Raw genomic sequence first — 14,762 nt, 5'->3', positions numbered from 1 at the left:
ACAACAGCAGCCAATGGTCAATCCACGAGTACAGGCGGACAACCGGAGGCAGTGGAGAACCAGACAGTGGCAGCGGCGCAACCAGAGTTCGAGATGGCTCATCCAACGCGTCCTACGGGAGAGGACGGCGGACCCGGTGCCTCGTTTCATCTGCCCACCACGCCTCGCGAGATGCGGATGGCCGGTGGGCAGAGCGGGAATCCGCATCCAGGACGGCGCCGCCTACATGGCAGGTCTCGAGCACTGCGCAAGCCCATGGGCCTGCCCCATCTGCACGCCGATCATCCGCTCCGCCCGCCGACAGGACCTGACGCAGGCCGTCGACTACTGGCTGCAGGATGCGGCCCACGGTCTGTCAATGGCGACCCTCACCACCCGACATAGAAAAACGGACGCTTTGACGGACAATCTAGACCTCATAGCGGGAGCATGGTCGGCGCTGGCCGGCAGCCAACGCTGGCGGCGCATCAAACAGGCCTACGGAATCAGCCACTACGTCCGTGCCATGGAAATCACATGGGGGCCGTCATCGGGATGGCACGCCCACCTTCACGTGCTCCTGTGCCATGACCGGCCGCTCGACGACGCAGCCATGGACGGACTGCGACGCGGGCTTTACGAATCGTGGGCGGTTTCGTGCGAGCGTACCGGTGCGCGGAGACCGTCCCCGCGGTGGGGAGTGGATCTGCGAGGCATCACCGACACTCCCGATAAGGCGGCGAAATACCTGGGGAAGGACCCGGACGGCAGACCGTCGCACGGCATCGAGCAGGAGATGGCCCGAGGGGATGCGAAACGCGGGCGCGGGCGATCGATAGCCCCCTTCGAGCTGCTCGACGACGACACCATCAACGGTCTGGGGGAGGCACGAGCGCGCCACTTATGGCTTGAATATTCCGATGCCGTATACCGTCGCCGTTCCATCACATGGAGCCGGCACCTACGGAAGGAGGCAGGCATCGGGGCAGAACAGGACGATGAACAGATCATCAACCGTCACATGCTGGGCCTGAACCTCATCGACCTCACGCGACGGCAGGCGAAACAACTCAGGGCCATGCCCACGGTCCTGGCCACGGTAATGGGACTGGTCGAGACGGGAGAGGTGCCCCTCGCCGAAAGCGTCATTCAGTCAGTGAAAGGATGATGCCGTTAGGGTCTTGATGGGGGCTTTGGGGGCTTTGGGGCGAGTTTTTTCTTTTGTGTAAGAAGGAGAGAAGGGAAGAGGGAAGAGAGAGAAAGAACGTCTCTGGACTCCCCAATCTCCCCAATCTCCCCTTGCGTTGATAGCTTAGGCGCCCGTACGTCCCCGCCTAATGCTTTTGATGATATTCTCGATCTCTCCTCTCGGCAGTCCACTGGCGAGGCCCCGATGCCGGACGTGCTCGTCCCAGTTGTCATATGAATGGGAGATGCCGAAGCCCCAACGGTAGAGCTCCGTGTTCCGGATACCTTTCTCGATGGGCTCGACGCATTTTGCGGGGCATCCCTTACGGTGGCGTTGAACGGGGACGCTGACGGGCATTGCCGGCGGTGTAAGACGTTTGTGGATGAGCCATTCCAGCCATTCCGGACAGACGGCCAAAGGCTCCCCATTGGCGCGTGTCTCCATGAGCGGCGGGCGGTCCTGGGTGCAGAACGTGACCAATCCCCGGATGATGACATCCAATCCGGTGAGATTCTTGTCTCCAAGATTCAGATTCTGGATATCCCTGTTCAAGGCATTGAGTCTGCCGCTGCCGCGATAAAACACGTGCACGCCGCTGCCATGCCTTGAGTTCGTCGCCAAGGTCATGGGCAGAGAGGCACCCAGGCTTTCCCACTTTTTCAGGGTCAGGAATCCATCGCCTTTGTTCTCATGCCGGTCGATATCCAAGCAGATAAGGTCGGTACTTCCCATATACAGCCCGAACAGCATACGCTGCAACAGCTCTGGATGCCTGCCGGGGTCGTTGCGCTCATTCTTCCAAAGGGCGCCGCCATACTGGCGCGTAGGACAGATACGGTCTCCGTTGGCCAGAGGGATAACACGATAGTCATGCAGCCCGGTCAGGGTGCTCACGGCGCTAAAGCGGAACTGGCTTTTGTCTTCATACCATGCCATTTTGTATCGCACCTGCTTTGCATATGCATTTTGTTCTATCAGGGTCCGCCAAGGGCGGGCGCAGAGATTTCCCTACGCCCGCCCCCGACCGATGTCTCCTACAGCTCCGCGGGAGCCTTGATGTGCCAGATGGCCGTCCCGGACGTGGGCCCGGTTCCGGTCCTCCGGTCGATGGTCCACCCCTTGGCCCGCATGGACTGTGCGCAACGCTTGAGGCTGCGCGTGACATCGCCGGCGGACTGGGGCATGCTCTTCCACGTCGGCAGGTCGTAGCCCAACGTCTCCGGGAACTTCTCGAGCAGCTCCTTGGAGGTGCCCTCCCATGGGAGGCGGAACTGTTCTGCGATCTTCTCGAGCGCCAGCGCAATCGGCTCCTCGGAGATCGACTCGTCGGACAGCTGCCGCTGCTGGGCGCGGTAGGAGTCGAGGCTGTTCCAGCCCGTGATCTGGTCGATGGCGTGGAGGGTCGCCGCATAGTCCGCCATGCGGGGCGGGTTCGCGAGGTTCGGTTCCGTTTCGAGCATCTGCTCGACCTTGGCGCACAGGGACAGCAGGCACCCGAACAGCATCGGCTTCAGCTGCTCCTTCCTCGCCTTGAACGCTGCGTCGGTCTGCCGGTTCTCGGCCGGGATTCGGGGCAGCTCCAGCCTGACCGTGCGCTGCGCGAGATCGGGGCGGAGGGCCGGCAGGGAGATGGAGTTCATCACCACGGGGCGCATGAATCGGAAGGTCGCGAGGTCGCGGTTCCTGTACAAGGAGCGCGTGGCGTAGCCCCCGCCCGTGCTGATCCGGCAGAACATGTCCTGCTTGTTGGTGTCCATCGAGCTGATGTTGTCGTAGCGCAGGCACCACAGGTGTTCGCACACGATGGCGGTATCCCGCTCGTCCTTCTGGAGCTTCCCGGCCTCGATACCGCTGGGGTCGACCAGCTCGAGGATGGCGTTCATGGAGGAGGACTTGCCGCTGCCCTGTTCGGCGTCCAGCAACAGGAGCGGGAACGGGTTGGACTCGTGGGTCAGCACGTAGACCATCCACCCGGCCAACAGACCGCGGTCCCGCTCGGCGCAGTTGATCACCTCCCAGAACGCGTCGAGGCGGTCGCCGTGATCTTCCGACGGCACGGGCAACGGCCGCATCTCGTCCGGCCTCTCGAACACCGGCGCTCCGGCGTCGGCTCCTCTGTCCACCAAGGACCAGCGGCCGTTCGCGATGTGGACCAGCCGGCCATCTTGGCCGATGTTGTCGATCCAGACTCCGGTTTCGGTCCTGGCGACGCGCAGGTGCACGGGGATGGGCTCGGTGTCCTTGGCGTCGTCCTGCAGGCAGAGGATTGCGTCCTCCATGGTCGACTTGTGGGCGGGCGCGAACCCGCAGCGTCGGGCGAGGTTGCTCAGGAAGCCCCTGAACGTGTCGGAGTCGAGGAACACGCCCAGACCCTTCGCGACCGCGTACGCCCTGCCATCGTCCCGGCGACGGATGTCGCACCCGGAGTGGGCGAGCTGGATCAGGTCTCCCGCCGAGGCGGGCTTCGGCTTGTCGTCGGATTCCGTCCCGGCCTTCGCTGCCTTCTGCCTGTGGTTCTTTTCGACCTTGGACCGGAAGGCGTCGGGGATGCCGTTGTTTTCGATGTTATCGTTCATGATTCTCCTTTCGGGATAGCACTGTCGGATGCTTTATCCGACGCCCCTTATATGCGTCCTACGGCCCGTTTTTGCACAGAATTACATCTTTTTTCGTCATATTCTGGAAGTAATCGTTGAAAATATAGGCGTGTCGTAATGAAAAAATAATTCAGATTATGATTCACTCACACCGTGAGTATTGGACAGAGAATCGCGGAGCTCCGCAAGAGAATCAATTTGACAGCAGAACAAATCGCGTACTTCGCGGATAACGAAATACCAGAAGATAAGGCCCTCAAAATAGGCACTATTAAAAATCTCGAAGCTGGCGATAAACGGAGGAAGGACGCCTCTTTGACGGAATTGTGCCTAATCGCAAGGGGGATGGGGATTCCCCTCAGCGCTCTACTGGTGGACTATGCGAATCCTTACAAGCTATCGAAGATAGAGCCGTTCTCCACCCTCGGATGGACCAATATTCAAGTGCATCAATTCATCGACGGTCCGGTCGAAGACGTTCATGGAAATGAAGCCGCAAAGAGGATGAATGATGGCTTGCGGATCATGAGAGACGGGTTTCAAAATTTACAAGAACTGGAATCACAATCCTATGCCCTGCATCAGGAATATGAGCTTTGGAGACAGAGGTGTGAGGAGGATGTGTTCCGCAGATACTTGTTATTTTCCGAGCAACACAGGCAAGATGATACGCAAGGGGAAGAATCCGAGGACAAAAAGCAGCAAGAAATAACGGCAAGGCTTCGATTATCCGTAGACCTTTTTTATGCGGAGCGCGTGACTGCTTTGCGGCACCGACAAAAGGAAGTGCTTTGCATATTGAAAGCCCAAGCACGGCTTATGGGTAATCCGGAAAGCACCATTTCCCGCAAAACGTATGGTGATATGGCGTCGGTCTTCCAGTGGGCGAAAAAATATGGACTGCTACGAGGCCGTAAAGAATTAGCTTTACAGGTTGAAAGCCTGGCGAACAATGTATTGAATGGAGACGTAAGAATATATGGTACATTCATGCACATATTCGATATAATATGTGACTTGTCCAAGCAGCATCCTTGTCGGGATGATGAACGTATGCAGGTGACTTTGTACCTTCTTGCAAGGTGCCTTTGCTATGAATCCGAAGAATTTTACGTTCCCTCTGACTCCATGAAGAAGTTGAATGCTTGTTTTAGTAGCATCATTTCCCGATTCGACCTTTGACGAAAGACATGGATGACAGCTTCGAATTAGGTCTTTGAATCGGGTACAAATCGGGTACATGGCTACCGCAACCAGCGCTAATCAGCGCACATCAGCGTGTACATAGAATGCTCTATAATCGTTGAAATATCAACGAAAAGGAGCGTAGCGCATGGTAGTGCAAACCAGTGCCAACAACGTCGGATACAGCAGGATGTCGTGGGTTCAAATCCCGCTGGCCCGACCGAAAGCCCTACTCCCGCTTTGGGGGAGTAGGGCTTTGTTGTTTTATCGGGAATGGGGTGGTTTATCGGATTTTATCCGATGGCCGCAGGACCTGATTCATTGTCGTTAGAGTGGACATTTTTGCGGCTCCACCCTCGCCGTCGGCATCGTTGCCCTCGTAGCGCTTGCACTCGTGTAGGAGTTTAAGAAGTACATCCCCACTGACTACGTGGGGCTGACTTCTCTCGGCTGAGCATCCTGCTTGGTGTTATCGCCATCGCCGCCACCAACGGCCTCTACGGCTACGGCTGGGGCATCGTTCTCACCGGCGTCATCGGCGTCGCACAAGCCGTCTACACAATCGTGAACCAGGCGTTCAGCGGCAAGCTCAGCAAAGCCGGCGAAGCTAAATAAAAACAAGAAGTTAAGCCCGTCTCGTGTTGTGCGCGAGACGGGCTTAACTTGTGCGAGAGCCCCCGAAAGGCTATTCAGTGCCCATTCCAAATTCCTTGTTCACCGGTTCGTCGGGTTGTGGCTTTCTTCGGCGGGTTGGCGGAATCAGCCCGATGCCGGTGTTTTTCGGAAAATGGGCCGGTGTTGTCAGTTCCATCCTCCGACGAGTTCGAGGCAGCAGTGGCCCGTCACCGAGTGTCCTCGGTAGGTGCCGGCCACTTGGCTTGCGCCTTCGTATTTGCGTCCTGAGGGGTTCGGCGAAGCGATTTCCTGTTCGTCCATGATGGATGTGACGGTGAGTTTCGCTTCCCATTCGGGGATGGAGATAGTCCATCCGGTCGGGTATTTCATGCCGGTCACAGGACTTTCCCACACGTTGAAGGAGTCGTCGACCATCGGATCCACGCCGGCGGAAGATTGGGTGCCGTCCTCGTGCAGGACGCTGGCCCAGCAATGTTCGCTGCCGGTGGCCAGTTCGGTTACACCCCATAGGCTGATCACGTCGGGATCGTTGTCGAAGCAGAGGTTCATCCACAGCCATTTGCAGTTGTAGCCGTCCTTGAGGCTTCTGCCTTTGGGCATGCCGGCGAACTGACGGTCCATCCATACCATCCCCTCCACCTCGTGGCGCTGGCCGTCGAGAGTGATGACGCCTTTGGCGGCCATGTGCGGGAACGAGTATTGGTAGTTGGCCACTCCGGCGATCTGGAAGTAGCCGGTGCCGAGACTGTAGAGTGGGTATCCGGTGCCGTGCAGGTCGAGGTAGATGGATCCGTCCGGCATGGCCGATGCGATGCGCATGTTGTCGAGGTCGCCTTCGATGACGTCCTTGTCGGTGTGGATGTGCAGTCCCTGGCCTGCGACCTGTCCTCGCCTGACCTTGTAAAAGCGGTCTTCGTGACGGTAGATGCGTCCGGTCTCATCGGTGATGGACAGCACGCTGTTGATCATGCGCACCGGCAGGTATTTGGAGAGCTGCAGGACGCTGACGTGGTACATGAAGTCAAGGGTGTGGCCGCCCGTCTCGAAATGACCGACCCAGAACCATGAGTTGCCGGCTTTGTCGGTGCGTATGAATGTGTCTTGGATGGGATCCACCAGCGGTTCGGTGCCGTGGTGGAAGGTGCGGATGTTGTGGGTCAGCGAGTTGTTCGTGGTGTTCATCATGTCTCGTTTCGTTTTGGTTCCGTGTTGTCTGTTGATGCGTTGTCGTTTCGGTCACTGTCCGACGAGAGTCCGTTTCGTCGTGCCTCGGTGCGTTCGAGTCGCCAGAAGCGCCGTGATGAGGGCGGCCGCGAGGATGACCGCGATGGCGGCGAATGCCAGCGTCGAGCCGAGTATGGATTGCGCGTGTCCGGTGGCGGTGGGCGCGAGGGTGGTGGACAGCGCGGAGATGGATACGATGAGGGCTGTGCCCATCGAGGAGGCGATCTGTCCGACGGTGTTGGTCACGCTTTGCGCGTGTCCGATGTTTTCGTTGTCGAGCGCGTTGATGCCCCAGGTGTTCACCGGGGTCATGGCGAACATGAGTCCCGTGTAGAGCACGGTGTAGGCGCATGCCGTGAGGATGACCGAGGCGTCCGCGCCGAGCAGAGCCATGAGCACGCCGCCGATGGCCATGACCGTCAGGCCGGGCAGGGCGACCTTGCGGATGCCGTATTTGTCGAACATGCGGCCCGAGACGATGCCGCAGCATGCGCCGATGAGGGCGCCGGGAAGCATGGCGAGCCCGCTGGCGGTGGCGGATGCGCCGAGCACGGTCTGGATGAACATCGGCACCATGACGTTGCAACCCATGAGGGCCGCCTGCATGCATGCCACGATGATCACCGAATGCGCGTAGGTGCGGTTGGCGAGGATTCCGACGCGCAGCATCGGTTCCTTCGCCTTGAGCTGTCGGCGCACGAACATGGCCACGAGCAGCACGCCGACGACGATCAGCGAGACGGTGAGCATCATGTTGCCGGTGGACGTGAACGTGGACAGCCCGTACAACAGGCATGCCAGACCGACCGAGGAGAGCAGCACGGAGACAAGGTCGAACGCACCCGGTTGGAAGCCGTCGAAGTTACGCAGGTAGACGGCGGCCAACGCGATGACGATCAGCGAGACTGCCGCCATGATGACGAACAGCGTGCGCCAGCCGAACGAGTCGATGATCACGCCGGAGACGGACGGGCCGAGCGCCGGGGCGAAACCGACGACGAGTCCTGTGATGCCCATTGCCGTACCGCGGCTTTCCTTGGGGAACACGAGCAGGATCACCGCGGTGACCATCGGCATGATCGCGCCGGTGCACAGGGCCTGCAGCACCCGGCCGACCATGAGCAGGGGGAAGGTCGACGCGAATGCGGCGACGAGACTGCCGGCCGCGAACAATGAGATGCATCCAATGAACAGCCTGCGGGTGGAGAAGCGCCCCATGAGGAACGCGGCGAGCGGGATGACCATCGCCTCGACCAGCGAATAGCCGCTGGACAGCCACTGCACGGTGGTGGAGTCCACGCCGAGGTCCTTCATGATGGACGGCAACGCCGGCGTGACCACCGACATGTTGAGCACGGCCAGCAACGTGCCCATGAGCAGCACGATGACCATGATCCATTGTTTCCTGTTGATGCCAAGTTTCACAATAACACTCCGATAAACAATAGTTGTTGATTATTCAACGAGCATCAATTATTATCGAAACGCAACGGATGACAACCACCGATATGCGACATTTCTCGCTTATTCGACGATTCGCCTGAATCGTCGAACAACCCACGGCTTATGGGACGGAGTGGGAATGGCGCTACCGGCAGAACGAAAGGAGCATGGTGACCGATCTGCGCATCATCAAAACCCGCAAGGCAATCCGCGAGGCGTTCCTGCGCCTACGGGCATCAGGAGTTCCGGTCTCGAAGGTCAAGGTCAAGGACATCTGCGACCTTGCGCTCGTCAACCCGAGCACGTTCTACAAGCATTACCTCGACGTATACGACCTCAACGACAAGCTTGAGGACGAGACCATCGACGCGATGCTGGAGCATTACCCCGACAAGGACAAGATCCTGTCCGATCCACCCGCATTCCTCAATGGCTGGAGACCGGCCATCGACAGCCAGATCGACGATCTGCGCGTCCTGTTCGCAGGCCGCCCCGAAGCCATGTTCCGCAAAATCGAATCGACGCTCGTCGAACGTTACTCCGCCCGAGCAGCGAACGAGCGCGAGCGCATCGCCGCCGTCTTCTCCATCGCCGGGACGCTCCACTCGCTCGGACTGCTCAAGCTGGAGGGCGGACAAAGCGACGACGAGATCATCGCGGCGGTCGCCGAAAACCTCAACGCCATCGCCGCGCGTATTCCCGGCGGGCGATGACGGCCATCCTCCCACCCATACGCATCAACGGCATCATCACACGGACACCCATCAATCACCCATCAATCATCATGGAACAGATAACAGAACGTCATCCCATCCCCTCGTCGGCATCGCGATTCGCCGCATCGATACTGACCGCGCTGGTCTTCGTCGTCGCGCTGAATCTGCGAGCCCCGCTCACGTCCGTCGGCCCGCTGCTGCCGTGGATAGGGGCGTCCGAACATCTCAACGCGACGATGTAGGGTCTGCTCGGCTCGTTGCCTATCCTCGCGTTCGCCGCCGTCTCCCCGATGGCGCACCGGGCCGCCGGACGCCTCGGCATCGAACGGACCGTGCTGGCCGCGATGGCGTTCCTGACGATCGGCATTGTGATCCGTTCGGCATGCGGCACCACCGGACTGTGGGTCGGCACGCTTGTCATCGGCTGTTCGATCGCGGTGGGCAACGTTCTGGTGCCGGCCATAGTCAAACGCGACTATCCCGGTCGCACATCACTGGCCACCGGCATCTACTCCGCATGTATGATCGGCATGGCCGCGTTCGCTTCGGCCGTGACATTGCCCCTGTCCGATGCAATCGGGTGGCGGGGCACGCTCGGCATCTGGGCCGTTCCCGCCGGAATCGTCACGCTGCTGTAGCTGTGGCGTTCACGGGCGAATGCGCGAAGGACGACCCCGGCTGCGAAGACCGCCGCCGATGCGCAGCCCCGCAGCCGACGGAGTACGGCATCGGAGACCCGACTCCGAGTCTCCATGTGGAAAAGGCCGGAGGCATGGGCCGTCACCCTGTTCATGGGGCTGCAATCCGTGAACTATTACGTGTGCGTCACCTGGCTGCCCACCATCGAGGTCTCCTTCGGCGTGCCCGCCGACCGGACCGGCTGGCATCTGGCGGTCTTCCAGCTCGTCGGCATCGTCATGGGACTGCTCATCCCCGTGCTGCTGAAGGGCGACAGCCAGGTCGCCGCCGTTGTCGTCGCCAGCGTGCCATTGGCCATCGGCGCGCTCGGACTGGCATTCGCGCCGCGGCTTGATCTGCGGTGGATCATCGTCACCAGCATCGGCTCGGGATGCTCTCTGGTCGTGGCGCTCTCATTGATCGGATTGAAGACCTCGACCACCGAGGAGACGACGCAACTGTCGGGCATGGCTCAATGCGTCGGATACCTGCTCGCCGCGGTCGGTCCCATGTTGGCCGGAACGATCTACGACATCACCTCGGGATGGCGACGGTGCTCATCATGCTGGCCATACTGGCCGTCGCACAGACCGCCATCGGCATCATCATCGGACGGAATACGGAAGTGGGGCGATGACCATGCTCGGCGAAACAACCCACGACGCAATGGTACTAGCCCGGTCGGTGGGCTGCTATCGCAATCGGCGGCTAATCCTTGCCGACGTGAACCTCACCATTGCCACCGGCGGACGATGGGTGCTGTTCGGACCGAACGGAGTGGGAAAATCCACACTGCTGGAAATGATCGCGATGCGCACCTACCCCAACGTCGGCGGACTGCGCGTCTTCGGGGACCGAACAGTCGCGGGCTCGGACCCGGAGCGCCGTCGCACCCGCATAGCCATCGTCTCTGCGGCGTTCGGGCACAACATCGGGTCGGGAATGAACCCGCTCACGGTCGTCGCCTCGGGGATTCCACGAGGAACGAAGGATTCGGCCGACGAGGCATACGAGAAGGCGTACGCGATGATGCGCCGACTCGGCATCGCATATCTGACCGGCAAACAGTGGCGCAACCTGTCCGAAGGCGAGCGCACGAGGGTGATGATCTCCCGCGCGCTCGTCTCGCCGGCGGATCTCCTGATCTTCGATGAACCGACCACCGGCCTTGATCTAGGTGGCCGTGAAACGGTGTTGCGAGAACTGTCGGCGCTGGCCTCGCGAGGGGACGAGCGCACGATGCTACTCGTCACGCATCGGGTGGAGGACATCCCCGCCGGATTCGACCATATCGCGATGATGGGCCGAATGATGGAACACGAGTGCATGACATCCCTCGACACGCATCCGCGCATCTACGCCACACTTGACGGCAACACGACACCGGGAACCATCACGTTCACCGGACCACTTGACGAAGGACTTACCGACGAACGTCTCGAATCGATGTTCGGCGTCCCGCTACACGTAGAGCGAACCGGGCAGCGATGGAGGACCTCGCACCGGCTGCGTTTCGCATGAGCGGTCCGAATGAATGCCTCGTCGCCGGTTCCAGTGCTCCTCAGTCGTTCCGTCTCATTTGACTACACTGGTGCCGTTGTGGACACAACCGGGACACAATGGCCGCGGAGAACAGCGAAATCGACGGCAATCAACGAATCTCGTGAACGTCACCAAAACGGCGTCATTGCAACGAAACCGAGCTTAACGAAGCTCACGATAATCAGCGAAGCGACCTCTCAAAAGAACAAGGGGTTACTCAGTCATTATCAGGCAGGACCTGACTATGGGATTGGTGAAAAGGTATGAGGCCATGTGTGCAAAGCTATGACCGTACGCGTATCCGATATTGACTCTACGGCAACGAGAGCCCGAACAGGCTGCCATGCGGGCCGGCGAGCACTATGAAGCCATGCTCGACCTGCTCTGGGTGGCAGCCGAAATGGACGCGCCGCGTAGTCTGATAATGGATGCCTTCGCTCTCGTGGACGACGATGACCGATCGCAATACCGACAACTGTTCAGGGAGCATTCCTATGCGTGGTAAACCCGATGCCGCTGAAAACGGATGAGTCGATTTCGGTCACCTCAGCCAAGAAAGCCGAAATTCAAAAACGGCGAAATTCCGGCGCTAACCGGCTCATTAATATTCATTACCCGACCGTTCACTCCAAACGATGAAGATACCGAGCGGGGACAGTCTTGATTAGCCATACGCCGTTGACGGAGCGGTAGAAGACGTAGCCGTCACGTCGCATTCGCGCAGCGTCGACCAGATAGACCGCGGGCTCCCCGTGTCGGCTTCCCACCTTCCGCGCTGTCTGCTCGTCAGGGGAGAGGTGGACGTACAGACGGCTCTGCGGAAGCAGTCCCTCCGCATCGATGGAGGTGGTGAAACGCTGTGCGGTGCCGTGATAGAGCGTCCGGGGCGGCTCCGCTTCGGGCAACTCCACATCCACGGGGATGGAATGTCCTTGGTTCGCCCGAATTTTCGTTCCGTCCTCATTGAAGGAGTACCGCTGCTTGTTGTCGGTGCGTACGATTTTCTCCAGCATCGAGCGGCTCATCGTCGGATATTCCTTGCCGATGCCGGCAATCAGTGCGCTCGCATCGGCCCACCCATGTCGGTCCAGCGTAATGCCGATGGTTTCCGGCTTGTGCCGCAGGATCAGGCTCATGAATTTGCTGAGTTTCGTCAGGTTGGGTGTCGTTCCTTGGGTGTCGTTCTGTGTGTCGTGCCGCATGTCATGTCTTCTTCCGATTCCCGTCGTTGATTGATTCGTCGTTGGACGCCGTGACGGATCCATGTAATAGACGTGGGTGCCCGGCGTTTCCGAGCCGTTCGTAATGCTCGACCAACGGCAGGAAGAGTTCGTCCACCACGGAGACGATGTCCTCGTCTGATAGCGGCCGCATGTCCCGCAGAATGGCGGCCCGGCCGAGCTCGCCCGGCATACGCAGCAGCGTTTCCGGCAAGTCGCAGGTGATCTCGCCGCGCTCGCGGGCGTTCTCGACGGCCAGCATGATGCTTGGCTGGTCGCTCAATGTCGTGCGTTCGTACAGCTCATGGGCGCTGACTCCGAGCCAGCTGGCGTAGACGCCGAACTTGGCCAGCGCCATCACCGCGTCGGATTGCTTGTCGTTGAGCTGCCGCAGCACGGCGATGACGTCGCCGCGCAGCGTGCCGGTGTTCGGCCGTTCGATGGCGAATTGGTTCCGATGCCGTTTCATGGCCGCGATGAACAGTTCCGTGCGGTTCGCCCAGCGGCGGTAGAGCACTGGCTTGCTGGTGCGCGCTCTGGCGGCGATGTTGTCGAAGGTGAACTCGTCGGCGTTGTGATTGGAGAGCTGTTCCCACGCGGCGTCCAGAATCGCCGATTCCAAGGCTTCTCCTCGTCGGCGTGTGCGTCCCGTCATTTTCCGTTCGCCTCCATGCGTGTAGTTTCCGTAGCACCCACTCTGTGCTGTCTGTGGTATTTCGATTATCAAGATACCACGGCGTTTCTTATTTTCGGTCAACTATAGTTGCACGAGGAAATTAAGAAACCAACAAGTATCTTAATGGAAGACGTATGGAACTCATGGATGACAAGAAACAACGGGGGCTGCGTCGTTCGCTGATATGCCTGTGCGCGGCCGAAACGGTGATGATGATCAACACCACCGCATTCAACGTGGCGCTGCCCAGCATCTCCGAATCGTTCGCTGCGGGCACGGATGCGCAGCAGTGGATCGTGTCCAGCTACAACCTGGTCTTCGCCGCCGTGGTGCTGCTGGCCGGATTCGCCGGCGACCGAATCGGTCACGCAAGAACCATGATCGCGGGACTGTGGCTGTTCGTCGTGGCCTCGGTCATCGGCGTCTTTGCCGGAAACATACCGATGCTACTTGCTTCGCGGGCGTTGATGGGCGCCGGTGCCGGCATCGTCATCCCGATGGGGCAGGCGCTGCTCAGCCTCATGTTCCAAGGTGGGGGACTGTCCGGCGCCATGACGGCATGGGCCATCGCCGGAACATTGGGCGTGCCGTTCGGACCGCTGGTCGGCGGCGTGCTCACCGCAACGCTCGGCTGGCGCGGCATCTTCGGCTTCGACGGCGTGGTGTTCCTCGTCGTGATCATCCTTGTCTGGGCGAGTACATCCCGTGGGGGCGTATCCCGCCGGGGTGGGAAACTGCAGGTTCCATGGGCATCGGTGGCGATGATGTTCGCCGGATTCTCGTTGTTCTCCGCCGGTCTGGTCAATGCTCAGCATGGTTTCCTCGCCTTGACGTCGTGGGCACCCATGCTCGGTGGTCTGATGCTGATCGCGGGATTCGTGCTCCATGACCGGGTCTCGCGTAATCCCCTGATGGAGCTCGGTCTGATGCGCGACCGTTCATTTGCGGCATGTGCGCCGGCGTTGATGATGCTGAACTTCTCGATGTACGGCATCATCTTCATCATGCCCGCCTATCTGGAGACCGTGTTGCGCCACGGCGTATTGGTGGGCGGGCTGATGCTGACGCCGCTGGTCGTTGCCTCCATCGTGGGGTCTCTGTCGAACAGCCACATCGCCTCTCGCATAGGTCTGCGCGGTACCAGTCTGTTGGCTCTGGCATTCCTGGCTACCGGCATGGCGGTGATGGGAATCGCCATGCGCTGGCATGAAGACATCATCGGGCAGGCAGTGGTGGCGGCGGGCCAGCTGCTTGCAGGATTCGGACTCGGTGCCGGTCAGCCCGCGATGCTCACCTGGGCCATGGGACGGGTGCCGAACGGTCGCTCCGGCGCGGGGTCCAGCCTGCTGACCGTGTTCCGCCAATTCGGATCCATTATCGGCGTCGGTATCTTCGGCAGCGTGCAGGGAGGGCTGTACGTATCCCGGTTCCATGACGGTGCCCTGGCTGCCGGACTGGCTGCGGATTCCTCCGCCGGTTCGGTGACATTGGACTTCCAATGGGCGGACGGCCTTGCTTCCACCTCCGCTGAGGCACTGCGGCAGGTGGCTTCCGACGCCTATGAGACTGCGATGCTGGGCAGCTTCGTGTCCGCCGCCGCGGTCATCGTTGTCACTCTCGCGATCGTCACAATCCTCTCCGGGGAAGCATCTCGCTCCGCGCGTCAATCATGACAGT

At 60.1% G+C, this 14,762-nt stretch carries 13 protein-coding genes and 1 pseudogene; 8 read left to right on the top strand and 6 right to left on the bottom strand.

Annotated features, from left to right (window positions below):
* The first annotated feature begins 184 nt into the window (after positions 1-184).
* A complete protein-coding gene (locus CS006_RS07340) occupies positions 185-1,147 on the top strand; it encodes a protein rep (protein WP_100511159.1) in 963 nt (320 codons plus the stop codon).
* Positions 1,148-1,291: 144 nt separating this feature from the next.
* Here the strand turns inward: CS006_RS07340 and CS006_RS07335 are convergent, their stop codons facing one another.
* Both CS006_RS07335 and CS006_RS07330 read right to left on the bottom strand, forming a co-directional pair.
* Positions 1,292-2,104: a bifunctional DNA primase/polymerase gene (locus tag CS006_RS07335; protein WP_100511158.1), complete on the bottom strand. Its 813-nt coding sequence runs from the start codon at positions 2,102-2,104 to the stop codon at positions 1,292-1,294.
* A 98-nt stretch (positions 2,105-2,202) separates the two neighbouring features.
* On the bottom strand, positions 2,203-3,744 hold the full coding sequence (locus CS006_RS07330; protein WP_100511157.1) for a hypothetical protein: 1,542 nt from the start codon (positions 3,742-3,744) through the stop codon (positions 2,203-2,205).
* Between the two features lie 219 nt (positions 3,745-3,963).
* Here CS006_RS07330 and CS006_RS07325 point away from each other — a divergent pair, with 219 nt between their 5' ends.
* Positions 3,964-4,947, top strand: coding sequence for a hypothetical protein (locus CS006_RS07325; protein ID WP_133119544.1), 984 nt, complete (start codon positions 3,964-3,966; stop codon positions 4,945-4,947).
* An 804-nt stretch (positions 4,948-5,751) separates the two neighbouring features.
* On the opposite strand, the gene CS006_RS07315 is transcribed toward CS006_RS07325, so the two are convergent.
* Both CS006_RS07315 and CS006_RS07310 read right to left on the bottom strand, forming a co-directional pair.
* Positions 5,752-6,771, bottom strand: a complete 1,020-nt coding sequence (locus tag CS006_RS07315) for a lipocalin family protein (protein ID WP_100511154.1) — start codon at positions 6,769-6,771, stop codon at positions 5,752-5,754.
* A 51-nt stretch (positions 6,772-6,822) separates the two neighbouring features.
* Positions 6,823-8,235 (bottom strand): DHA2 family efflux MFS transporter permease subunit, encoded by a 1,413-nt coding sequence (locus CS006_RS07310; RefSeq protein ID WP_133119543.1) that lies wholly within the window; start codon positions 8,233-8,235, stop codon positions 6,823-6,825.
* Positions 8,236-8,420: 185 nt separating this feature from the next.
* On the opposite strand from CS006_RS07310, the gene CS006_RS07305 reads away from it, so the two are divergent.
* The 5 genes and pseudogenes from CS006_RS07305 (at position 8,421) to CS006_RS07285 (ending at position 11,168) form a co-directional block, all read left to right on the top strand.
* A complete protein-coding gene (locus CS006_RS07305) occupies positions 8,421-8,966 on the top strand; it encodes a TetR/AcrR family transcriptional regulator (protein WP_100511152.1) in 546 nt (181 codons plus the stop codon).
* A 71-nt stretch (positions 8,967-9,037) separates the two neighbouring features.
* On the top strand, positions 9,038-9,211 hold the full coding sequence (locus CS006_RS10760; protein ID WP_165777283.1) for a hypothetical protein: 174 nt from the start codon (positions 9,038-9,040) through the stop codon (positions 9,209-9,211).
* Positions 9,212-9,226: 15 nt separating this feature from the next.
* Entirely contained in the window at positions 9,227-9,607 is a 381-nt protein-coding gene (locus CS006_RS07295) for an MFS transporter (RefSeq protein ID WP_100511150.1), read from the top strand.
* Positions 9,608-10,096 (top strand): annotated as a pseudogene (locus tag CS006_RS11125) (MFS transporter); the annotation flags it as partial.
* Positions 10,097-10,286: 190 nt separating this feature from the next.
* Positions 10,287-11,168 carry an ABC transporter ATP-binding protein gene (locus CS006_RS07285; protein WP_100511288.1) on the top strand — a complete coding sequence of 294 codons (882 nt, stop codon included), beginning with the start codon at positions 10,287-10,289 and terminating at the stop codon, positions 11,166-11,168.
* Between the two features lie 644 nt (positions 11,169-11,812).
* Here CS006_RS07285 and CS006_RS07280 read toward each other — a convergent pair.
* Together CS006_RS07280 and CS006_RS07275 are read right to left on the bottom strand one after the other, a co-directional pair.
* Positions 11,813-12,391, bottom strand: a complete 579-nt coding sequence (locus CS006_RS07280) for an RNA 2'-phosphotransferase (protein WP_100511148.1) — start codon at positions 12,389-12,391, stop codon at positions 11,813-11,815.
* 1 nt (position 12,392) lies between these two features.
* A complete protein-coding gene (locus tag CS006_RS07275) occupies positions 12,393-13,064 on the bottom strand; it encodes a TetR/AcrR family transcriptional regulator (RefSeq protein ID WP_100511147.1) in 672 nt (223 codons plus the stop codon).
* A 155-nt stretch (positions 13,065-13,219) separates the two neighbouring features.
* On the opposite strand from CS006_RS07275, the gene CS006_RS07270 reads away from it, so the two are divergent.
* Positions 13,220-14,758, top strand: a complete 1,539-nt coding sequence (locus CS006_RS07270) for an MFS transporter (protein WP_100511146.1) — start codon at positions 13,220-13,222, stop codon at positions 14,756-14,758.
* Positions 14,759-14,762: the final 4 nt, after the last annotated feature.

It is taken from the genome of Bifidobacterium primatium (assembly GCF_002802875.1).
GTDB classification, from domain to species: domain Bacteria; phylum Actinomycetota; class Actinomycetes; order Actinomycetales; family Bifidobacteriaceae; genus Galliscardovia; species Galliscardovia primatium.
This window is presented reverse-complemented; position numbering and strand designations above follow the sequence as displayed.

Excerpts from the sequence above, each read along its gene's own strand:
- CS006_RS07335 (WP_100511158.1), bottom strand. The coding sequence starts at position 2,104 with ATGGCATGGTATGAAGACAAAAGCCAGTTCCGCTTTAGCGCCGTGAGC.
- CS006_RS07330 (WP_100511157.1), bottom strand. The coding sequence starts at position 3,744 with ATGAACGATAACATCGAAAACAACGGCATCCCCGACGCCTTCCGGTCC.
- CS006_RS07315 (WP_100511154.1), bottom strand. The coding sequence starts at position 6,771 with ATGATGAACACCACGAACAACTCGCTGACCCACAACATCCGCACCTTC.
- CS006_RS07305 (WP_100511152.1), top strand. The coding sequence starts at position 8,421 with ATGGTGACCGATCTGCGCATCATCAAAACCCGCAAGGCAATCCGCGAG.
- CS006_RS10760 (WP_165777283.1), top strand. The coding sequence starts at position 9,038 with ATGGAACAGATAACAGAACGTCATCCCATCCCCTCGTCGGCATCGCGA.
- CS006_RS07285 (WP_100511288.1), top strand. The coding sequence starts at position 10,287 with ATGCTCGGCGAAACAACCCACGACGCAATGGTACTAGCCCGGTCGGTG.
- CS006_RS07280 (WP_100511148.1), bottom strand. The coding sequence starts at position 12,391 with ATGCGGCACGACACACAGAACGACACCCAAGGAACGACACCCAACCTG.
- CS006_RS07275 (WP_100511147.1), bottom strand. The coding sequence starts at position 13,064 with ATGACGGGACGCACACGCCGACGAGGAGAAGCCTTGGAATCGGCGATT.
- CS006_RS07270 (WP_100511146.1), top strand. The coding sequence starts at position 13,220 with ATGGAACTCATGGATGACAAGAAACAACGGGGGCTGCGTCGTTCGCTG.